20 protein-coding genes are annotated in these 20,841 nt (G+C 47.4%); 13 read left to right on the forward strand and 7 right to left on the reverse strand.

Annotation, left to right across the window (positions count from 1 at the left end; all coding sequences use genetic code 11):
* The 7 genes from QCB45_RS06320 to rmuC all read left to right on the forward strand — a co-directional run.
* The coding region (locus QCB45_RS06320; protein ID WP_279420022.1) for a tetratricopeptide repeat protein at nt 1-1,658 on the forward strand (1,658 nt) is incomplete at its 5' end.
* Entirely contained in the window at nt 1,655-3,340 is a 1,686-nt protein-coding gene (locus QCB45_RS06325; RefSeq protein WP_279420023.1) for an ATPase, T2SS/T4P/T4SS family, read from the forward strand. The genes QCB45_RS06320 and QCB45_RS06325, both read left to right, overlap by 4 nt.
* 9 nt (nt 3,341-3,349) lie before the next feature.
* On the forward strand, nt 3,350-4,552 hold the full coding sequence (locus QCB45_RS06330) for a type II secretion system F family protein (protein WP_279420024.1): 1,203 nt from the start codon (nt 3,350-3,352) through the stop codon (nt 4,550-4,552).
* Between the two features lie 2 nt (nt 4,553-4,554).
* Nucleotides 4,555-6,126: a hypothetical protein gene (locus QCB45_RS06335; protein ID WP_279420025.1), complete on the forward strand. Its 1,572-nt coding sequence runs from the start codon at nt 4,555-4,557 to the stop codon at nt 6,124-6,126.
* A 43-nt stretch (nt 6,127-6,169) separates the two neighbouring features.
* A complete protein-coding gene (locus tag QCB45_RS06340; RefSeq protein WP_279420026.1) occupies nt 6,170-6,760 on the forward strand; it encodes a hypothetical protein in 591 nt (196 codons plus the stop codon).
* A gap of 26 nt (nt 6,761-6,786) precedes the next feature.
* A complete protein-coding gene (locus QCB45_RS06345; protein ID WP_279420027.1) occupies nt 6,787-7,404 on the forward strand; it encodes a hypothetical protein in 618 nt (205 codons plus the stop codon).
* Between the two features lie 26 nt (nt 7,405-7,430).
* Nucleotides 7,431-8,861, forward strand: coding sequence for a DNA recombination protein RmuC (rmuC, locus tag QCB45_RS06350; protein WP_279420028.1), 1,431 nt, complete (start codon nt 7,431-7,433; stop codon nt 8,859-8,861).
* Between the two features lie 36 nt (nt 8,862-8,897).
* Here rmuC and QCB45_RS06355 read toward each other — a convergent pair whose 3' ends face one another.
* Complete coding sequence (locus QCB45_RS06355; protein ID WP_279420029.1) at nt 8,898-9,380, reverse strand: GNAT family N-acetyltransferase; 483 nt, start codon at nt 9,378-9,380, stop codon at nt 8,898-8,900.
* Nucleotides 9,381-9,401: 21 nt separating this feature from the next.
* On the opposite strand from QCB45_RS06355, the gene QCB45_RS06360 reads away from it, so the two are divergent.
* Complete coding sequence (locus QCB45_RS06360) at nt 9,402-10,013, forward strand: DTW domain-containing protein (protein ID WP_279420030.1); 612 nt, start codon at nt 9,402-9,404, stop codon at nt 10,011-10,013.
* A 17-nt stretch (nt 10,014-10,030) separates the two neighbouring features.
* Here QCB45_RS06360 and QCB45_RS06365 read toward each other — a convergent pair whose 3' ends face one another.
* The 5 genes from QCB45_RS06365 to QCB45_RS06385 all read right to left on the reverse strand — a co-directional run bounded on the left by QCB45_RS06365 (nt 10,031) and on the right by QCB45_RS06385 (nt 15,189).
* Nucleotides 10,031-11,134, reverse strand: coding sequence for a glycosyltransferase family 2 protein (locus QCB45_RS06365; protein WP_279420031.1), 1,104 nt, complete (start codon nt 11,132-11,134; stop codon nt 10,031-10,033).
* A 73-nt stretch (nt 11,135-11,207) separates the two neighbouring features.
* Nucleotides 11,208-12,698: a glycosyltransferase family 39 protein gene (locus tag QCB45_RS06370; protein WP_279420032.1), complete on the reverse strand. Its 1,491-nt coding sequence runs from the start codon at nt 12,696-12,698 to the stop codon at nt 11,208-11,210.
* A gap of 41 nt (nt 12,699-12,739) precedes the next feature.
* Nucleotides 12,740-13,477 carry an SDR family oxidoreductase gene (locus tag QCB45_RS06375; protein WP_279420033.1) on the reverse strand — a complete coding sequence of 246 codons (738 nt, stop codon included), beginning with the start codon at nt 13,475-13,477 and terminating at the stop codon, nt 12,740-12,742.
* Between the two features lie 3 nt (nt 13,478-13,480).
* A complete protein-coding gene (locus tag QCB45_RS06380) occupies nt 13,481-14,785 on the reverse strand; it encodes an FAD-binding oxidoreductase (protein WP_279420034.1) in 1,305 nt (434 codons plus the stop codon).
* On the reverse strand, nt 14,782-15,189 hold the full coding sequence (locus QCB45_RS06385) for a GtrA family protein (protein ID WP_279420035.1): 408 nt from the start codon (nt 15,187-15,189) through the stop codon (nt 14,782-14,784). The genes QCB45_RS06380 and QCB45_RS06385 overlap by 4 nt, the downstream gene beginning before the upstream one ends.
* Before the next feature lie 94 nt (nt 15,190-15,283).
* Between QCB45_RS06385 and QCB45_RS06390 the strand changes: the two genes are divergently transcribed.
* From QCB45_RS06390 to QCB45_RS06400, 3 genes are read left to right on the forward strand one after another with little or no spacing between them, the layout of a single operon-like run.
* The gene (locus tag QCB45_RS06390; protein ID WP_279420036.1) at nt 15,284-16,177 is read left to right on the forward strand and encodes a decaprenyl-phosphate phosphoribosyltransferase; all 894 of its coding nucleotides are present in this window, start codon (nt 15,284-15,286) and stop codon (nt 16,175-16,177) included.
* Nucleotides 16,178-16,603 (forward strand): divergent PAP2 family protein, encoded by a 426-nt coding sequence (locus tag QCB45_RS06395; RefSeq protein ID WP_279420037.1) that lies wholly within the window; start codon nt 16,178-16,180, stop codon nt 16,601-16,603.
* A gap of 41 nt (nt 16,604-16,644) precedes the next feature.
* Nucleotides 16,645-18,168 (forward strand): glycosyltransferase family 39 protein, encoded by a 1,524-nt coding sequence (locus QCB45_RS06400; RefSeq protein WP_279420038.1) that lies wholly within the window; start codon nt 16,645-16,647, stop codon nt 18,166-18,168.
* A gap of 33 nt (nt 18,169-18,201) precedes the next feature.
* Here QCB45_RS06400 and epmB read toward each other — a convergent pair whose 3' ends face one another.
* Complete coding sequence (gene epmB / locus QCB45_RS06405) at nt 18,202-19,137, reverse strand: EF-P beta-lysylation protein EpmB (protein ID WP_279420039.1); 936 nt, start codon at nt 19,135-19,137, stop codon at nt 18,202-18,204.
* A gap of 135 nt (nt 19,138-19,272) precedes the next feature.
* On the opposite strand from epmB, the gene efp reads away from it, so the two are divergent.
* Both efp and epmA read left to right on the forward strand, forming a co-directional pair.
* Complete coding sequence (gene efp, locus QCB45_RS06410) at nt 19,273-19,839, forward strand: elongation factor P (RefSeq protein WP_279420040.1); 567 nt, start codon at nt 19,273-19,275, stop codon at nt 19,837-19,839.
* Nucleotides 19,829-20,839, forward strand: coding sequence for an EF-P lysine aminoacylase EpmA (gene epmA / locus QCB45_RS06415; protein WP_279420041.1), 1,011 nt, complete (start codon nt 19,829-19,831; stop codon nt 20,837-20,839). The genes efp and epmA overlap by 11 nt, the downstream gene beginning before the upstream one ends.
* Nucleotides 20,840-20,841: the final 2 nt, after the last annotated feature.

Below are 20,841 nucleotides of genomic sequence, written 5' to 3' on the forward strand. Positions count from 1 at the left end.
CTGAAGAGGTTAAGGCTGAAGAGGTTAAGGCTGAAGAGGTTAAGGCTGAAGAGGTTAAGTCCGAAGAGGTTAAGTCCGAAGAGGTTAAGTCCGAAGGGGTAGGCCAGGACAGTTCGGATGACGGTAAGAAAGTTCATGAATCACTACTCTCCTCCATTCAATTGGTTAAGGAATCCCCGACCGTTAATGACGAGTCTCCTGTAAAATCCATTGATGAGTTAGAATTGCCTAATGAAGTAGAGAAGGAAAATCGGGAGTCAACTGTCGATGCTAAAGTTCCCGAGGAAAAGGCATCGGCTTTGGGTAGTGTGTTGAGTGCACCTTATGTGGATGAGGTGGGAACAGGTATTCCTAATGATGCCCAAGAAAAGGTCGTAATTGCCTCCGATGAAGCTCTGGTTGAAGCAGAACAAGCTGCATCCACGGAGCAGATTCAAGAGGAAACTTCTTCGAAAGAATCCCCTGATGATAGCTACGCATGGAGTTTGAGTTCGTTGCCAGGGTATGGCGATTCAAAAGAACCAACCTTGCCGGAGGTAGAAGTAAATCCTGTTTTACCTCATGTCGAACAAAGCCTACCTGAGCAGAATCCGATTCTGAGTTCGGACAAACGATTCCGAAAATATCTACCAAAAAGTCTGCGAAGCGCGCTATTTGGCAGATCTTCCAATTATACCGTTTACACGCTATTGTCCATTTTGGTGTTCAGTTTCCTTGGGTTGTTCGGCATTCTCTACTATCAGGATCAAAGCTTGAAATTAGAGCAAAGCATGCACAAGTACGACATTGTAAAAATGGAGCCGTACAAAGCACCGGCTAAAATCGAAGAGAAAAAGCAGCCTGCCATATCAGAAGAAGTTCAAGAAACAAAGTTAGCAGAAGCTGAAAACTTGGCGGAAGCCGAACAAGGGATTTCATCCGAAAAGTCTGTTAGCGAACCTGAGTCCACAGTTTCGTTACCTAAAAAATCTAAACCGTCTCAGCCTGTTAAAACAACCGCATATACAAAAAAAGTCATTCAGCCAAAAGTTCAAAAACCCTCGGTGGTGGTCAATATAGAGTCAGTGCCTGTTGAACCGTATGTGCAAAATGCTTATCAAGCTTTGTATGCAGGAGATTTTGAAAAGGCCGAAGATCTGTTTAAAAATGCTTTGCAGGATAATGCTGAAGATGTGGATGCACTGAATGGTCTAGGTGCCGTCTACGCTCAGATGAACATGGAAGAGCAAGCTTTAAAGCAATACTATAAGGTTTTAGAGATATCATCTGACAATATCCATGCGTTTGAAGCGATTATTTCATTGGTCGGTTCCAATCTGTCAGGCCAGGATTGGAAACGAGAAATAAAGCGGGTGCTGATTAAACATCCGGATTCATCGATATTGAATTACGCGTTGGGTAATATTTATGCACAGGAAGGCGATTGGGAGAAGGCTCAGTCTGCTTATTTCGATGCGCATCGTCTAGACCAACAAAATCCGGATTATTTAGTGAACTTGGCAATCAGTTTGGATCATCTTGGAAAGTATGCGTTGGCTGAAAAATACTACACGCTAGGGTTAGTGCATTCCGAATCGAAAACAACAAACTTTGATGTTGAGCAAGTTAAATTGAGATTGGCATCGATCAAGCAGTATATTGGGCAAAATGATTTATGAAGCACCCGGGGCTTTTAGGGCAACGTTTAATTGCTGACGGGAAAATTTCTCCCGATCAATTAGAGATTGCGTTAACCGAACAGAGGAAGACAGGCAAGAAGCTCGGGGAAGTTCTATTTAGATTAGGGTTTCTGACAGAAGAAGCCGTGAGTGAGGCAATCGGTGAATCCGTAGGCTTTGACTCAATGAGTTTGTCCGGTATTGTTCCAGATGCAAAAGCAATCAGTTTAATTTCGGAATCGTTTGCCCGTAATTATCTGATTATGCCAGTCAGTTTACGCGATAACACGTTGAAAGTGGCGATGGCTTCGCCCGATGATATTCTCTTGTTGGATAAGCTGAAAAGGCACATACAGAAGCCTGATATTCAAATTTTACCGACCTTAGGGGTCGAAAAAGAGATACTCAATACCATTGATAACTACTATGGGTATGAGTTATCGATAGACGGTATCTTGAGGGAGCTGGAAACGGGGAAAATTGATATTACCCGTATCTCTGAAGCCAGAGAATATTCCCAGCCGATGGTTCGTTTGGTTGATAGCATCTTAACGGATGCGGTAAAAAAAAATGCATCCGATGTGCATTTCGAGCCAGAAGAAAATTACATACGTATTCGTTACCGTATAGATGGTGTGTTGCAAGAAGTACGTTTGTTGCATAAGTCGTTTTGGTCAGGCCTGGTCGTTCGTTTAAAGGTTATGTCCAGGTTGGATCTCACGGAGCAAAGGCTTCCTCAAGATGGGCGCATGGATTTAATCGTGCATGGTCGTAGAATCGACTTTCGTGTTTCGTCCCTGCCTACTACGCACGGTGAAAACTTTGTATTGCGTATCTTAGATAGGGAAAAGGGGATTGTTCCTTTAGATAAGCTGGGTCTGGATACAGACTCTTACGAAGAATTGAAGTTGATGCTGGCACGTCCTACGGGGATTTTGCTGGTTACTGGGCCAACGGGATCCGGTAAGACGACGACCTTGTATTCGATACTTAATGAATTGAACCAGGAAGGGGTCAATATTATGACCCTCGAAGATCCGGTCGAGTATCCGATGGCGAGAATCCGGCAAACACCCGTTAATGAAGAAATCGGAATGGGGTTTGCGGCTGGTATCCGAGCTTTGTTACGACAAGACCCAGATATCATTTTGATTGGTGAGGTTCGAGATCCGGACACGGCTGAGATGGCATTAAGGGCCGCGATGACGGGGCATCAGGTTTTTGCCACCTTACACACTAACTCGGCAATTGGGGCGATTCCCCGACTGATTGATATTGGCGTTTCTCCTTCGATATTGGCGGGGAACATTATCGGGATTATCGCTCAAAGACTGGCGCGAAAACTTTGTAAGAAATGTAAGCAGCCTTATGAGGCTGAGACGTTTGAAAGACAAATTATGAAGATACCTGATGATGAGTCGGTTACTTTATACAAACCCGTTGGGTGTTCAGAATGCAACAATATCGGTTATAAAGGACGTTTAGCCGTATTGGAAACGTTGAGATTTACCGGTGAGATGGATGAGTTAATGCTCGCGGGCGAATCTCAGCATGTCATATTGGAAGAAGCACTGAGACAAGGTTTTTCAACCATGGCTCAAAGTGCATTACGCTGGGTGAGGCAGGGGGAAACCTCTATTGAAGAAGTCAGCCGAGTCGTGAATTTAACAGAGTTACTGTAGAGGTCTTAGATGGAGAATTATCGCTACACAGGTGTTAATCGTTTCGGCAAGCGCGTAAATGGTGTAATGCCTGCTGCCAACGCAAAAGATCTGTCGCAGCGATTGGCAAAGAAAAACATCGACCTGATCAGCAGTAAAAAACAGTCGGGTGGCCTGTTCGGTCTTAGGAAAACGAAAGTCAGCCGTAAGGATATGATTTCGATCACGTTCCAATTTGAGCAGCTGCTCAAGGCAGGTGTTCCATTGATGGAAATCATTGATGACTTGAGAGAGTCATATGAAAATGACGCTGTCAAGGAGATGCTGGCTGGTATTTATGATTCCATGCAGGGTGGTTCGACATTTTCGGATGCTTTAAGGGAGTATGAAGATGTTTTTGGAAACGTCTACATTTCTCTGGTTTCGGTTGGTGAGAACACGGGGCGCTTGGATGCAATTCTTTCCGATTTAGCGAATATGTTGAAATGGGAAGACGAGCTGATTTCAAAGGCTAAGAAAGTCATGATTTATCCGGCCATAGTCGCGACAGTCGTTATCGGGGTAGTCATCTTAATGATGGTCTTCGTTGTACCGGAGCTACTTGGCTTTATTAGATCCATGGGCGGGGAGCTAGGTTTTGCGACGATTTCACTCATTGCGACTTCTGAATTTATTCAGGATTACCTATTGGAACTTTTCATTACCCCGATCGTTATTTATATGATACTCAAATGGTGGCGGAGCAAGTCTGAAAACTTCAAGATAAAATCAGATGAAAAGCTTCTTAAGGTCAGCATTATCGGTCCCGTCATATATAAACTGAAGCTTGCCAGAATCGCCAACTCTTTAGCGGTAATGTACGGAGCCGGGGTTAGCTTTACAGATAGTCTGAAGATGACTTCTGCGGTCGCTGGGAATGCCTATTTAGAGCGAAATATTGAATATGCTGTTCATTTTATCCAGGAAGGGCGGCCGATTCATGAAGCTTTCCAAGAGGCACAGGTATTTCCATCCATGGCCATCCGAATGATAAGAGTGGGAGAAAGCAGCGGACAGATGGATGAGGCCCTAAAAAACATCAGTTATTTTTACGACCGTGAAGCGAAAGAATTAATTGAGAAAATCGAACCCACGATTGAACCGATTTTAACGATGGTAATGGGGTTTATCGTCGGTTGGGTCATGCTCGCAGTACTTGGTCCAATTTATGACACCATTTCAAAGGTACAATAATTGTGAAAGCTGTATTCTATTTAAATGATCAGGGCGTAGGAATCTATTCGGATGATTGTAAAAGTCTAAGTTCCCCCCTGTTCTTCGATTGGGAAGACACCTTAGCTATTGAAGAGTGGCTGTCTACCTTTCCAAGTCGTGGGCAAGTTTCCATCGTTATTGATCTGGTCGATGAGGATATCGTCGTTGAAGCTTATCCAAAGCTTTATTTGTGGGAGCGTTCCGCTATCCGCAAACAACTGGTTGAGCGTCTTGAATCCGAAGGTGCCGATTTTATCTATACTGAGTGGACCGGCCTGACGCAGACCAACGAAGAAGGCCGTGTGGATGAACTGATCCTTTCAGCATCCATTATGGCTCCTGCTCACATCATGAACTTCATCTCTTCTTTGGAAGAAGCTGAAATCATCGTTAAAGGAATCTATTCCGCCCCATTCATGTTGGCGGATTATTTCAAAAAATATGTAAAGAACGTATTTAATTTAACGAAAAAGGAGATGAATAGCCCATTTTTCATCATCTCCAGACAATCGAAAAACACTTATCGACAAACCTTCTTCTATGAAGGTCAGCTGCGTATTAGCCGTTTGATCGAAATCGAAAAGGAAGATGATGACTTTCAAGGTATTCAGTCGGCGTTAATTCATGAAGCGAAACTGGCTCGAAACTATATCTATAACCAAAACCTTTCCGGCGATAACCACGCAATCGGTTATATCTTTCTCGACAATGATGAAAACTGTCTGATCGATATGGATCAACGCTGCTTGGATGAGGGATTGGTTACGTCTCAGGAAGAATTGCAAAACGCTTTATTTAAGGCCCTTACATTCAATTCTTTGGGATACGAGCAAGTTATTTGCAACGTAGATCCTAAAGAATATTATGCAGCGGAAGCAATGGCGGATTATGTCTTGAATGCTTCTCCGACCAAGTCCTATTTCAATGACTATGTTAAGAAGATCAATGCGGTTCTGTTAGGCTATAGAAGTTTCATCGGTTTCAATAGTTTGCTTTTGATTTCATTAATCGGATTCGCATTGGTTTTCGGTATCGGAACCTATTTGGATCAGCACAAACTGGAATTGCTTGACCAGAAGATTCAAGAGCATAAGGTTGAGAAGGATCGTTTGCAGAAAGAGGTTAAATTACAGACCGATGCGAAAAAGATCAAAGCATCCGTAGACTTTTCCGAGGCGATTCTGGGCCTTAAGTCCGATAGAACCATGGGATTCAATGTCGAACCGATTAGCGAAGTGTTCAGCAAACACGAGCATGTTCAGTTGAACAAGCTGGAATGGAAGCAGATCGATCGATTTGACAGTAACACTTATGAAATCGATTTAGAGGGTTGGGTTTTTCCATTTGTGGAATACTACAGAGATCCTGTTAAATGGGTGGATGCTTTGATGGACGATTTGAGAAAGCTCCCAAATGTCAAACAGGTGGATTTGACTCAAGAGCCGCTGAACCGTAATTTAAAGCAAGCTTTAACTGTTCTTACCAAAGACGAAACCGTTACCGCGTTAGAGTTTAAAATCAAAATGAGGGTTAACGATGCCCAGTCTAAATAATGTTGTTTCAGCGTCTCTATTTAAAAGGTTTTATTTAAAACCGGTGATTATTGCTGTTGTCCTGATAGGTCTATTCGCAGGCTTGTGGCATTTTTTAGAAGAGAAGCAGATCGAGCTGAAGAAAGAAGAGACCATTAAATTAAAAGACCTTAATTCGTTACGAAGTCAGGTCACTTTTTTGCAGCAACAGGTTCGGCTTTATCAGCAGTACGGTGAAAAATATAAAGACTTGGTTCGAAAGGGGATTGTTAAAGCCCAGGATCGTGTTTTCTGGGCTGACTCTCTTATTCAGATGCAGAAGACGTTGGTGATTCCTGAATTTTCTTTCCAGTTTACGCCCGAACAGGAGTTGGATAGCCGCCGTTTCCAGTCTATTAAAATAGATCGAGGCATTTTCTATTTCAGTCGTTTGAATATTAAAATGTCGTTACAACACGACGGGGATCTTCCCAAGTTGCTTAATGCCATCAATGAGAGGGTTTCTCCGTTTTATCTGGTGGATAATTGCAGTTATGAGATGAAAGAGAAATCTGAAGTGGTGAAGGCTAAATTCGATCCTAAGGAAGGGAATATCGAAACGAAATGTTCTTTGATTGTCTTCCACTCACACTCTAAAATTGATAAGAACTTATAATACAGGCCGCTTGGAAGGAAATAATTATGGAACAACAATGGCGACAGATCATTCAAACTTTTTCAACCGGCACACTAATCGCCGTGAGTTTGTTGTTAACATCGGTTAATGTTGCTGTTGCTGCGGAACAGAAGCTTGATCGTTTGATGTTGACGCCTGAACAGAGAGCCAAGATCGATGCCGAACGCTTGTCTTATTTAAAAAGTTTAAAAGTGGGGCAGGTAGGTGAGGATAAAGAAGCGGCTGAAAAACCAAAAGAAGTTGTAAAAAAGCCTAAGAAATTTGTTCAGAAAAAACCGCGTGTTGTATTGCCTAAAAAACTTGAAGTATCAGCGGTAATCGAAAGACCGGATGGCAGTAAAATCATACGTATCAACAATAAGTTTGAAGAAGTTCCTTCCAAGCACGTAAAAATAGATTACGACAAAAGTAATTTGCGTGGCGTGGAAATGGACATCGAAACCAAAGGGGATGTCTTCATTCCGGTCGGAAGTACCTACTATCCAGGCAAGAATAAAATGGTCGAGACTTATAAGTTGAACAAGAAGCCAAGCACGAAACAGCAAATACTGAAAGCGGACGACAGTTCGGTTAAACGCGATCTTAAGGCTGTCAAAACGGTCAATACGCCAAACCCACAATAACAATGATTGAAATTTCTGTACCTCAAATGGCTCTCCTTGGCTCTACAGGGGGAGTTGCCATTCTTTACCTTATCTATTCACGTTTTTCCTTAAAATCGAAGCTGGACAGGCTCAGTATCGAAAATGCAAGTCAGCAGGAACAGCTCAAATCCATGGAAGCGTTGGCTGAAAGTCAACAGAAGCTGCAACAACGAGTTTCAGAGTTGCAACCTTTGGAAGGCAGTGTGATCCAGCTGGAAAGGCAGTTGGAGAATCTCCAGAATGTTTTGCAGCAAAAGGAAACATCGCTGCTGGAATTGCAGGAGAGAAACAATCAGCTTCGAGAAACCTCAGCGGAACTGACGAGCCGCCTGGAAAACGAAAAGCAGAATGCGCAGGAGAAGATTCAGTTATTAGAAGAAGCCAAGCAGCAACTTGCGAACGAGTTCAAGGTGCTCGCAAACCAGATCTTCGAGAGTAAACAGTCACAATTCAACGAACACAGTAAACAGAGTGTCGAGTCGGTCCTCAAACCGATGCAGGCGGCTCTGGAATCTTTCAAACAGAGGGTCGAAACCGCCCATAAGGAAGACATCGAAGGACGTGCAAGCTTAACCGAACAGTTGAAACAGCTTCAGAGTTTGAACAGTAAAATGACTGAAGAAGCTCAGAATCTGACTCAAGCGTTAAAAGGCGACAGCAAGACGCAAGGTAATTGGGGAGAATTGATTCTTGAGCGTTTGCTTGAGCGTTCGGGGCTTCGGGAAGGGGTTGAGTTCGATCGTGAAAAATCGTTTGTCAATGACGAGGGCAAACGCCAACGGCCGGATGTTGTGATTAACTTGCCGGATAACAAACATATCGTCATCGATTCCAAGGTTTCGCTACTTCATTACGAAAAAGCTCTGAACAGTGATTCGGAAGTTGAAAAGCAAACTGCTTTAAAGCAGCATCTGAGTAGCCTTAAAAATCATATTGATACGCTGGCAGCAAAGCGTTACGAGCATTTGGAACGCCTCAATGCACCGGATTTCGTTTTGATGTTCGTGCCGGTCGAAGGTGCTTATATGATGGCAATTGAGGCCGATCCTAGTGTTTTCGAGAATGCATTTGAAAAACGGGTTGCGGTGGTGACGCCGACGACGCTATTTACGACTCTCAAGACGATTGAGCAGTTGTGGCGTTACGAACGTCAAAGCGAGAATACCTTGCAGTTGATTAAGCGAGCAGCGGAAGTGCATGACAAGTTCGTCGGGTTTGTTGAGACTTTTGAAAAGGTCGGTAAGCAATTGGATACTGCGCAGAGCACCTATCAAACGGCCCGTAAGCAGATGATGTCAGGTTCCGGAAACTTGGTTCGTCAAGCGGAGATGCTTAAGGAGTTGGCGGGTAAGACCCGAAAAGAGATCCCCGAGCACCTTCTTGAAGAAGCGGAAGGCGGTATGGACGTTCAAACTGAAATTTCATCGAAAGTGTAATTTTCAACAGGCCTGTCGAGTTTCTCAGAAAAGCGTTTAATCGATTGTTTTCATCATGCAAAGCCAGTTTTTTCCCGTGTTCAGGGCTTGCCGGTAACGTTGTTGGAGAGATTCCGGCAGAGAGTCGATCTCGCAATGTTCATAGCCTAGTGCTTCGTAGAAACCGTTCAAATGGCGAAGCGGGAAAGCGAAACACGTCGATTCTGACAATCCATCCATTGTTTGTCGCTGCAATAAGTCCTGATGCATGAATTCAATCAGCTGTGATGCAATGCCTTGACGGCGATTCTCTTCCCGGACAAAAACCCCCCTTAACCAGAAGCTGTTTTCCATTTGGTTTGTTGAGCCGATCGAAATCAAACGGGCGCAGCCGACAATGGTATTATCCCGTTTGGCTATGTAGTTGAAATCGCCTCGCGAGGCACTTGCCTGATGGTGTTGTTTGAGAAAATGGTTCAACAGGTGAATGTCGTGCGTTTGCGCTTTTTGATAAACTGTTTCGTTCATAATGGTTGCCAATATTCTATGAAGCTCTGAATTATGTCCAGAATCGTCTGTCCAATTTGTTCACGCCCCGAAAAGGTCTGTTTGTGCCCGTTGATCCGTCCGGTTGATAACCGGGTTGAAATCGGTATCTTACAACATCCGTCCGAAGTCACTCAAATTAAGGGCACGGCACGGATTGCACAGTTAGGTCTGTCGAACTGTCGAACATGGGTCGGAGAAGATTTTTCGGAAGAAGATTCTCTGTTTTCATGGCTTGAAAGCGGAGCGGTTTATTTACTTTACCCTGAAACCGAGGAATGCGACTGTCAGCTCCACACCATTGAGCAGATTCGAGCAGGTCAGCCCTTGGAAAACATCAAGGTTCTCGTTATAGATGGTACCTGGCGCAAGGCTCACAAGATTGTAATGGCTAATCCTGCGTTAAATAAATTGCCACGCATCATGCTCAAGCCAGCTAAACAATCGGCCTATAAAATCCGTAAACAGAAAAATTCACACAGCTTATCGACGATCGAGGCGATCTATGAAGTGTTATCGCAATTGGAAAATGATGAAAGTGCTTTCACACCGTTGTTAACGGCTTTCGATGGGATGGTTGAGCAACAGATGGCATTTCGTCCTTCCCCGAAGCGGGGTAAGGACTGAATTTCGATGGTACGCGCTTAGCGCTTGTCCGATTCTTCGCTGATTTCGTCGCGCAGTTTTTTAAAGATGAACAGGTTTGAAATCGTGAAGTTGAAGCCCATTCCCATCAAGACCCCGATGATCAGCGCAAAGATCATGTGCTGTTCAAAAAACGGCACATAGGTGGTCAGGGTGTAATAGGTTCCATAGTTGACCGAGAAGCCGAGCAGGGAACTGCTTACAAAGGCCGTCCACTGAACTTTCTTGTTGGTTTTTTCACGATGGTTGAACGTCATGATGCGGTTCAACATCCAGTTCCAGGACGCGGCTGGCCAGAAAGAGATAGCTCGGGCGACGGTGTGGGAAAGTCCTAACGTCTGCAACAGCAAGTACACAACCAAATCCACAATGAATCCGCTGCTGCCCACTAGCGCAAACTGGAAGAATTCAGCTTTGGTCTTGAATTTGTGTTGGTACAAGCGGCGCAGGTGGCGCAAATACTTGAGCTGTTCGGCCAACGTCAGTTTGGATTCACCGTGTACGCGGTCGACAAAATGGATCGGTACTTCCGAAACTTTCTTGAAATCGCCTTTGACCATGACTTCCAACGCGATTTTATAGCCGATTGGAGAGAGGTCTTTGCGTGGCGGGATGTCGGCCTTGCGTACCGCAAAAAAACCGGACATCGGGTCTTTGACGCGAGTCAACGGCAGGGCCGGCAAGGTAGCGACCGCCGAATTGATATATCGCCACAATGTCCAGCTTTCGTCAATGCTGCCACCGGCAACGTAACGGGAACCCAGTACGAAATCGCTTTCACCGGATTGCAGTTGGTCGATCATTTTTGGAATCGCACTGGCAGGGTGTGACAGATCGGCATCCATGACGACAATATAGTCACCCTTGGCATTGTCAAAACCGTCGATCACAGCAGGGGAGAGCCCACGATCTTCGGTTCTTGTGATGATGCGGATAGGGTGGCTTGCCGCCAGTTCCGCACAGAGTTCGGCCGAACCGTCCTGAGAGTTATCGTCCATGATGATGATTTCATAGTCACGGTCTTTCAGAGCCGTTTGAATCATTTCACTGAGCGGTTTGAGGTTTTCAACCTCTTTGTAGGTTGGAACGATAATTGAAATCATAATGTTCTAATACTGTCTAGCCGTCGTTTCTGTGAATTGATGCCGCTTTCCCTGCTATTTGTCTTCCTTTCGGTTATTGCAAGTAGTTGGAACAGCGATAAAAATAATAGCTCACTATTATAGAGTCGTTTGCGCGGATTGGCAGTTTTTTTACCAAATCGCAGCGTTCGAAATGATTGGGCTGGTTGGTCAAAGGTGGAATCTTTTCATAGTGTGGAACCACCAGGATACCGTCCATTCCTGCTTTTGCCTTGCCAAACCAGAATTCAAATTGGGTTTGCCTTGCCGTTGTGACATAAACCGGCTGGGGGCGTACATACCAAGTCAAATGGCTGGCGTAACTCCAGTTGGAGACAAACAACGGTAATGGCGTTTTGTCTGTACTGAGTTCGGCTTGAATCTCCTTAGCGGTTGCGGCCGCTTGTTTCCAACCATATTCACCCTGAATCGGGTTCTTATGGTCTTCAAAAGGAATCCAAGGGGTGAACAGGAAACTGTGCATCACAACGGTTAGAACCAAGCTAAGTGCCAGTTGCAGGCCGATAACGATTTTCACGCCAAGCTTGGCGCGGCGTTGCCATAGCCAATCAATCACGACCGGAATCAACAGAAGCCACGCCAGTGCAGGCCAGTGCGGCAGGCTTTCCTCTCGGCCGGAGCCCCAGGCAAACAAGACAAAAACCGGTACGGCAAACAGCAGTAATAATCGGGTTGCCGGACTCCGGTAATTACGAACCTTAAGCATCATCCACCATCCGAGAATAAAGAGCAGTGGCGTATAAACGATAAACTGTGCGGCTTGAGAGCGTAAGAATCGTACGATGCGCCAATCCGGGTTATGGGTGCCGTGATGTAGCTGATAGAGGAAAGAAGCCCAATCGTGAATGGCGTTCCAATAAAGCAGAGGAGCGGTGATGACCAGTGCAATCAGAATTGCCAGCCACAGTCCTTTTTGCGTTAGCCAGTACCAACGCTTTTCCACCATCATGACGAGGAGCAAGGAGACAACGATGGTGATGGACGTATATTTCGAAAGTGCGGCCAACCCGACCAGACATCCGAGCAGGAGCCATTGTTTGGTGGAAGGGATTTCAGTCTTGAGCATCTCCCAAACCAGCCATACCATTGCCAGAACGACAACCATCAGAGGGTTGTCCGGAAGCTGTCCCATCCCCATGAGCGGGAACATCAAGGTCGCATTGAGCAAAAGCAGGCTGGCAAAGCCTGTCCAGATCGTTTTCGAATCCGAGCAGGCCTGTTCATTTTGTGCAAATAGGCGAACGGTGATCTGGTAAAGAAGATAGTTAAGGATAATGTAGAGTGAAATCGGTACGATTCGGGCGCCCCAGTCGGTTGGGAACAGCCACATCGGAATGATCTGAAGCCAACCGACCATCGGTGGATGGTCAAAGTAACTCCAGTCCGGCATGAGGCCGTATAAGGCGTAATGCGCCTCGTCACCACCGAGTTCGGTGTTGAAGGCGAGCACAATATGCACAAGGGTCATCAGGCCGACTAACAGAAAAGCGGCTTGGTGCGGTTTGAGGTGCTTTGATTCAGTCATATCTTTTTCGATGTTTGTTCTTTATTGTTTGGACTGCGAGCTTAGAGCTTAAGTTTTTTGAACACGACTTCCGGAATGTTGCGGATAATCAACATGATGATGCTCCAGAACCACGGTGTGTACAGGGTGTTCTTGCGCCGTTCCACGGCCTTGACGATCTGCTTGGCGATGGTTTCCGGTTTAGCCCATAACGGACCTTTTTTGAATTCTGCCGTCATCGGCGTGTCGACGAAACCGGGCTTGATGTCCAATACATGAACGCCCTTTTTGAACAGACGGTTTCGCAGACCTTGCAGAAAGATCGATAACATTCCTTTGGCCGCACCGTAGACGTAGTTGGACTGTCGGCCACGGTCGCCTGCGACACTCGTAATGACGGCGATGGTACCACACCCCTGCATTTCCATCTGGTTGGCAATCAGAGTCAGCAAAGCGATGCCGCTGATCGCATTCGTGTTAAGTTCGCGCAGGGTGGTTTCGACACTTTCCTCGCAGGCCTGCTGGTTCGGAAGTGAACCGTGGGCAATCAGAACCAGGTCAATGGTGCCCAGTTTGGCGAAAGCGGCTTCCAGCACTTTGGGGTGTCGGTCGAAGTTGTTGAAGTCCAGAACATGAAAGCTAGCAGATTCAGCTCCACGAATTTGGGCATCTTGAGCGATGGCCTGGAGTTTTTCCTCATCGCGTCCCAACAAGTACAGGTTTGTATTTTGTTTGGCGTAGAGACGGATGGTTTGTTCCGCAATGGCCGAGGTTGCGCCAATCACTAAAATATTTTTCATGCCTTAGAGTCCTAAACGTTGCGATTGTAGGGAGTTGAACACTTGATCCGCACCGTATCGCGTGCGAACTTCCTGGAAAGTTTCCCATAAAGGATAACTCTGTTTGAAAGTCGTTTCCGACATGCGGGCATCTTTGGTCAGGTAGAGGCGTCCGCCGTAGTCGAGCACGATGTGATCGAGTTCTTCAAGGAATGGGAACAGGGCCGCATCGATCTTGAAATCGAGTGCCAGAGTATAGCCTTCAGTCGGAAAACTCAAATAGTTTTCGTTCGCCGCTCCGAATGCCTTGAGTACCGCCAGGAATGAACCGCGTTTGGATTGGGCGATCTCTTTCAAAATTCGGGTCATACCTTCCAGTCCGGCTTCTTTGGGTAGGACGAATTGGTATTGGGTGAAACCATTCTTGCCGTAGAGTCGGTTCCAGTTGTGGATGCCGTCAAGCGGATAGAAATACGGTTCGTAGTGGACGCTGCGCTGGGCGTGTGTCTGCGTCTGCTTGTGGTAGTACAGGGTGTTGAATGCCTGAATCGAGTAGCGGTTCAGCAGCAGGTTCGGCATGTTGATCGGAACATTGAGTTTGCTGTTCTTATGCGCTTCGAGTTCGCCACGGGTAGCGTGTTCGCCCAACATCAACAGCGAACGTCCGAGTTTGTCTCCGGTAGATAGGCAGTCGATCCACGCCACCGAGTAAGTGGACGCTTCATGTTCTTCAAACAGTTCCAGTGTTTCGGCCAGGTTTTTGGTCTTGTAGCTGCGTTCTTCGATCAGGGCGCTTTCAATCGGTAGCAGGCGGAAGGTGGCTTGAAGTATGACGCCGGTCAATCCCATACCACCGCAAGTCGCATGGAAGAGTTCGGGATGTTCCGATGGCGAGCAGTCGATGATTTCGCCGGAGGCCAGTGCCAGTTTGATCGAGAGGACATGTTGGCTGAAACAACCGTCCAGATGATGGTTTTTGCCGTGTACGTCACTGGCGATCGCGCCGCCGACAGTGACGAATTTCGTGCCCGGTGTCACCGGCAGGAACCAGCCGCGCGGGACGAAAATCTCAAGCAGTTCCGCAAAACTGACGCCGGCGGCACAGCTGATTTCGCCGGTGGACGGATCGAATGCCATGAAGTGATTCAAGTGTTGGGTGTTCAGTATCTGTTCGGCAAGGGCGCTGTCTCCGTAACTCCTACCCAATCCGCGCGGAATCAGGTGGGCGGATTGCGTTTCCGCCAACAGTTCGCTTACCTTGCGCTTGGAATGCACCACCCGGCTTTCCGCCTGGGCGGTGGGGTATTGTCCCCAGCCCGAGAGTTTCAAGAGAGTGCCTCTTTGTGGACGAACACAAAGCGTTTATCCAGTTGGTATTTGACGTAATAACCGATCGCCAGCCCGATGATGCCGCCGAGATAGCGCATCTCCTTGGAGTGGAAAAGCGCTTCAAAACCGAATTCGAATCCCCAGAAGATGACGGTGGTCGCCAGCCCCATTACGGTATAAAGGTAAAAGGTTCGGCTACCGTGTTGGATGCTGGTGGTTTGGTATTTGAAAATGTATTTTTTGTCGAGCAGGTATTTCACCACCAGACCGACGGCCGTGCCGACCATGACGGATAAAAGAATCGCATAGTTCCCTTGATACAGAGTGACGCTTAAATCCTGGCTCAGGATGTTGGCGGCGGTGGCGATTACCGCAAAAATCGTGTAAATTAGCGCAATCTTCATTTTTTTAGATTTACGGCCGAACGCAAGGAATAATACTTGTGTGGTCAGGCCCCTTTCCTTTATACGAAACTGGTTTTGAGGTTGATAGATTTTTATGGATTCTAACACTTATGGGCAGGGTAATAAATCGGTATTACCCGGCTTGATTCTGTTGATGCGACCTCGCCAGTGGATTAAAAACGCATTCGTACTCGCGCCGTTGATTTTCGCGGGCCAGTTTCTGGATTGGGTTTCAGTCGGTCAAAGTCTATTAGCCTTTGTACTGTTCAGTCTGGCATCCTCTGCGACTTATGTGGTGAACGACCTTCGTGATATTGAGGAAGACCGCATACACCCGGTGAAACGTTTGAAACGTCCCTTGGCGTCTGGTCGGGTCAAGCCTGCTCAAGCATATGTTCTATTGGCAATTCTGTATGGCGTTCTGATTACAGGGTTCTTCGTTCAGCCTGCGGTGATGCAGGTGATCGTCGCCTATCTGTTGTTGAATCTGGCTTATTCCTACGCCTTGAAGCACCAGCCGGTGGTGGATATTTTCACGATCGCCATCGGTTTTGTCTTGCGTGTGTACGCCGGAGCCATGGCCATTGGCGTGCCGGTTTCTTCGTGGATGTTCGTCACGACCCTGAGTCTGGCACTGTTCCTTGCGGCGATCAAGCGCCGTCAGGAGATCACGCAAAGCGGCGATGCCGCCCGCAAGGTGTTGAAGATGTATTCGGTGTCGATCGTTGATAAGTTCGCCGAGATTTCGGCAACCGGCGCTCTGTTATTCTATAGTTTCTTTGTGATGTCGGCGCGTCCCGAACTGGTGATCACGGTGCCGTTTGTATTGTTTGGTCTGTTCCGTTATTGGTACATTGTTGAGTTTCTCGGCGAGGGTGAGTCGCCGACTGATGCCTTATTGACCGATAAGCAGTTGATGATTACCGTTATTGGTTGGGTGGTCGCCTCTCTTTGGGCTTTGTGGCCGCAAACGACAGGAGTGCTGTAAATGGATTTGGGTTACCTGTTGATTCCATTTTTCACTTGGTTGGTGACCGGCGTCACTAAGTTCGCGATCAATAGCATTAAAGCTAAAAAGATGGCATTTGAGTTGATCGGATACGGCGGCATGCCGAGCAACCACAGCGCGATTGTCAGCAGTGTTGCGGCTTTGATTGCTTTGCGTGAAGGCATCGATCATCCGGCGTTTGCGGTTGCCTTGGGGGTAGCATTTGTGGTGATGCTGGATGCCAGCAGTTTGCGACGTCAGGTTGGTAAGCAGGCTGAGGCGATCAACCGATTGAACCGGGAAGCCGGTTCCGATGCGCCGGTTCTGCGCGAGCGCATGGGGCACTCCAAACCGGAGATCTTGGCGGGTATCCTAGTAGGCTGTCTGTGCGCTTTGGTATTGAATGCCTGGCCGCCGATGTTATGATCTTCTTTATCCGCATCAAATGATTTCTTAAAGGAACTTCCTTGTCCGAGACAACTTATTCCAGCCGCCTTTCACTTCCTTCATTGTGGGCAGGCCTGCCTGTTTCCGAAAAAGTACTTTTCGGGTTGTTCGTTCTACTCAAAACCGCGTTGTTGTTCGCAACCCCGCTAACCGGTGACGAAGCTTATTTCATCGTTTGGGGACAGGATATCTCTCTCGGATATTACGACCATCCTCCTGCCGTCGGCTGGGTTAATTATGTACTGAGTCTGGTGGCGGACAATCTCTATTGGTATCGTGCTTTTGCGTTTTTCTCTGCCGCTCTGATTGCCTATCTGATCTTCAAGCTTCTGACTTTGAAAAACGAACACGATTCCAAACCGGCGTTCTATGTGGCGATGGCGTTTTTTGTCTCTCCGGTTTCCTTGATGTTCGTCATCAACGCCAACGATACGGTTCTGGTGTTTTTTGGTCTTATTGGTGTGTTTTGGTTTGCCAAGGCGATGCGGGAGCAGTCCTGGGCGTTTGCGGTCTTGGCCGGCGTCTTTCTGGGGATGGCGTTTTTATCCAAATATTTTGCCGTCTTTATGCTCACAGGCCTGTTGATTTTCAGCGTCTTGAACATCAGAACCTATGGTTGGAAATTGCCGTTGCTGGCCGCGCTGATTGTCTTGTTGTTTGTGGGTGAAAACATCTACTTCAACCTGACGCACTGCTGGAACAACATTCTGTTCAACTTCTTCTCGCGTACCCGTGACAGCGAAATCGATTTGAACAACGTCCTGATGTATCTGGGCATGCTGGTGTTGATGTTGTCTCCGTTGGGCGTCTACTACTGGGTGCGCTATGCCAAGTGGAATGCCGGGTTCTCCCAGAAACTGGCTGTGTATGCAGGGCTGCCTTTGTTATTGGTTTTGGTCTTGGTGAGCTTTTCCAACGTGATTGGTTTGCACTGGCCGTTGTTGTCGATTCCGATCATCTATCTGCTATACGTGACCTTGCCGGATGCCAAGCTCAAAGGCTTATACCTATTCAATGCCGTCAGTTCTCTGGTGATTGCCGTCGTTCTGCTGGGGGCGTTGCCGTTTCTGACTCAACTCTTGCCGGACGCGCATAAATCGCAAGCGGCGATCTATACGCAGACCGATAAGGTGTGCGCATTGCTGCCGCGGGAAAAAATGATGTTCACCTTGGATTACAGCAGTCAGTCGACTCTGTCTTATTATTGCGCGAATGATGATATTCATGTGTTCATGAGCACGTCGAAATATGGGCGCGAAGACGACAAGAAAGTGAACTACAAGAGTTTGGACGGACAGGATTTGACGATTTTTGTCAGCAAGCGGAAAGACCTAGAGAAGGTGGCGAGTTTCTTCAAGGATGCGAAGATTGAGGAGCTTAAGCCGGTGGAAGGAATTGTCTACTATCTGGTAACCGGGATCGGCTTTGACTATGCCACGTATCGGGAGCGGATTTTAAAGCCGGTATACGAACAGTACTATGTCGCGCCTGAGTGGCTGCCGAAAGCGGAGTGCGGCTTCAAACGGATGTACGGTTTCCAGTAGATTTTGAAACCGAACAGGCCTGTCGATTTTGTATTAGAGCGGGGTTTTGTGCGGTTGTCCGGCAATTTCCCGAACCAGTTTGGGTACCAGATAGCCGGGAAGGCTCTCCATTAATGTTTTCTTGAGTGTTTGTGCGGTCGCATCGTCCACTTCAAAGTGCGCGGCACCTTGAACACGATCCAGTTGGTGCAGGTAGTAGGGCAGAATGCCTTGCGAAAACAGTTTATGGCTGAGTTCGGCCAAGGTCTCGCTGCAATCGTTGACCCCTTTCAGTAGCACGCTTTGATTCAATAGGTGAAATCCTGCCAGGCGATACACACTCATCAGCTCGGCGGTTTTGTCGCTCAATTCATTCGGGTGGTTGCAATGCACCACCATCACTTTTTGCAAACGGCTGTTTTCAGCCCATTCCAGCAATTTTCCGCGCGGCGCTTTACTCGGTGCTACGATCGGGGTGCGGGTGTGGATGCGTAAGGTACGCACATGTGCAATCCGTTCGATCTTTTCAATCAGCGTCACCATCGCGTTTTCCGCCAGACTGAAAGGGTCGCCGCCGCTGAGAATGACTTCGTGGATTGTGTTGTCGTCGGCAATTTGTTGCAGGGCGGTCTCCCAATGCCGTTGGTTGATCTGTTCTCCGTAGGGGAAGTGGCGTCGAAAACAGTAGCGGCAGTGGATGTCGCATTTCGGGCTTGCCATCAGCAGTAAGCGACCGTGATATTTATGAATCAGGCTCGGGGTCGGGTTGGCGTTCAGATCGCCGACCGGATCGAGTTTGAAGTCGGGGTGAGGGCGCAACTCTTCTTTGATTGGCAGAATTTGTTTGAGCAGTGGGTCGTCAGGATTGCCAGGCTCGATGCGTTCGATAAAGTCGGTATGCGCCTTGAAACGAAAACCGGTTTCTCGCTCGAGCGATTCGTCGAGGTTTAGTTCGAGTTGTTTGTGAAGCTGTGCGAGTGGCTGCATCATGAAAAACGGCGTCTGTCTGCTGGATGGATGATTGTATGTTTGCCCGCAGTTGTATTTTCACCGCCTGGCTTTTAAGTTAAAATATAATGATTTTATTTTTGAATACTATTTTAAGGCAACAGCTTAGGTAAAGATATGGCAACTTACAGTACTAATGAATTTAAAGGCGGTTTGAAGTTCTTGATGGACGGCCAGCCTTGTTCGATTATTGAGAATACGATTGTTCAGCCGGGTAAAGGTCAGGCGTTCAACCGTGTTAGATACCGTAACCTGGTCACAGGGCGTGTATTGGAGAAGACGTTCAAGTCCGGTGAAAAAGTGGATGCGGCGGACGTTGTAGACACTGACCTGCAATATCTTTACAACGACGGTGAATACTGGCATTTCATGGACCCTGAAAGCTTTGAACAGTATCAGGCGGAAGAAGCGGCGGTTGCGGATATTACCAAGTGGTTGACGGAACAGGATATGTGTACGGTGACTTTGTTCAACGGCCAGCCGATTTCGGTTACGCCGCCTAAGCAAGTGACGTTGGAAGTGGTTGAAACCGATCCTGGTCTGAAAGGCGATACCGCTGGAACAGGTGGTAAGCCGGCAACTTTGAACACCGGTGCGGTGGTTCAGGTACCGTTGTTCGTCCAGATCGGTGAGAAAGTGATCGTGAACACCGAAAAGGGTGAGTACGTTTCACGTGCCAAATAAGCCAAGTTTTTCCGAAAACATTTCGTGTGGTGGGCAAGGCTCACTACCGGAAAGGCTGAAAAAACGCTCGCAGTTGTTGCAAACTCTGCGGGCGTTTTTTTATGCCCGCGCGGTTATCGAGGTGGATACCCCGATGCTCTCCCAGGCCGGCGTACCGGATGTGCATTTGCATTCGTTGTTCACCGATGTCCGTGTGCCCGGTGAAACTGATCGCCAGCGTTACTATTTGCACACTTCTCCCGAATACCCTATGAAACGGCTTCTGTGCGAAGGGAGCGGCGATATCTTCTATTTAGGCAAGGTATTCCGAGACGGTGATTTGAGCCCTAGGCATCAGGTGGAGTTCACCATGTTGGAGTGGTACCGGATCGGATTTTCGATGTTCGATTTGATGGATGAAGTCGTTGAATTGATCCAAGCTGTATTGCCCGAAGAATGGTCGGTCGAGCGTTTATCGTATAAGCAGGCCTTTCAACGTTATGCGGGCATCGATGATATTGGAAGTGCGACGGCGCAGGAATGTATGGATTGCCTGAACAAGCATGGTGTGCCTGAAATCGTTGGCGTGGATGAGGACGATAAAGCACTTTGGGAGCAATTGGTGCTGACCGAAGTGATTGAAGCTCAGCTCGGCCAGGGGGCGATTTCGGTTCTTTACCATTATCCCGCCAGAGATGCGGCGTTGGCTCAGATCAGTGAAGAGGATCCGACGGTGGCGGAGCGTTTCGAGGTGTTCGTGAACGGCATGGAGTTGGCCAACGGTTACCATGAATTGGCTGATGCCGAGCTATATCGCCAACGTTTCGAAGCTTCCCTTGCACAACGAAAGGGTATGGCGCTGCCATCGATTCCTCTTGATGAAAGACTGCTGCAAACGCTGGAAGATCTTCCGTTGCCGGATTGCAGCGGTGTGGCTTTAGGGGTGGATCGTCTGTTCGCATTACAGCAAGGCTATGAAGATATCCGTCAAGGCATTGCATTCGGTTTGAAGGACGCCTGATT

The sequence above is a fragment of the Thiomicrorhabdus sp. ZW0627 genome (assembly GCF_029767005.1).
Taxonomy (GTDB): domain Bacteria; phylum Pseudomonadota; class Gammaproteobacteria; order Thiomicrospirales; family Thiomicrospiraceae; genus Thiomicrorhabdus.

Excerpts from the sequence above, each read along its gene's own strand:
- QCB45_RS06325 (WP_279420023.1), top strand. The coding sequence starts at position 1,655 with ATGAAGCACCCGGGGCTTTTAGGGCAACGTTTAATTGCTGACGGGAAA.
- QCB45_RS06330 (WP_279420024.1), top strand. The coding sequence starts at position 3,350 with ATGGAGAATTATCGCTACACAGGTGTTAATCGTTTCGGCAAGCGCGTA.
- QCB45_RS06345 (WP_279420027.1), top strand. The coding sequence starts at position 6,787 with ATGGAACAACAATGGCGACAGATCATTCAAACTTTTTCAACCGGCACA.
- rmuC (WP_279420028.1), top strand. The coding sequence starts at position 7,431 with ATGGCTCTCCTTGGCTCTACAGGGGGAGTTGCCATTCTTTACCTTATC.
- QCB45_RS06360 (WP_279420030.1), top strand. The coding sequence starts at position 9,402 with ATGTCCAGAATCGTCTGTCCAATTTGTTCACGCCCCGAAAAGGTCTGT.
- QCB45_RS06365 (WP_279420031.1), bottom strand. The coding sequence starts at position 11,134 with ATGATTTCAATTATCGTTCCAACCTACAAAGAGGTTGAAAACCTCAAA.
- QCB45_RS06370 (WP_279420032.1), bottom strand. The coding sequence starts at position 12,698 with ATGACTGAATCAAAGCACCTCAAACCGCACCAAGCCGCTTTTCTGTTA.
- QCB45_RS06375 (WP_279420033.1), bottom strand. The coding sequence starts at position 13,477 with ATGAAAAATATTTTAGTGATTGGCGCAACCTCGGCCATTGCGGAACAA.
- QCB45_RS06385 (WP_279420035.1), bottom strand. The coding sequence starts at position 15,189 with ATGAAGATTGCGCTAATTTACACGATTTTTGCGGTAATCGCCACCGCC.
- QCB45_RS06390 (WP_279420036.1), top strand. The coding sequence starts at position 15,284 with ATGGATTCTAACACTTATGGGCAGGGTAATAAATCGGTATTACCCGGC.
- QCB45_RS06395 (WP_279420037.1), top strand. The coding sequence starts at position 16,178 with ATGGATTTGGGTTACCTGTTGATTCCATTTTTCACTTGGTTGGTGACC.
- epmB (WP_279420039.1), bottom strand. The coding sequence starts at position 19,137 with ATGATGCAGCCACTCGCACAGCTTCACAAACAACTCGAACTAAACCTC.
- efp (WP_279420040.1), top strand. The coding sequence starts at position 19,273 with ATGGCAACTTACAGTACTAATGAATTTAAAGGCGGTTTGAAGTTCTTG.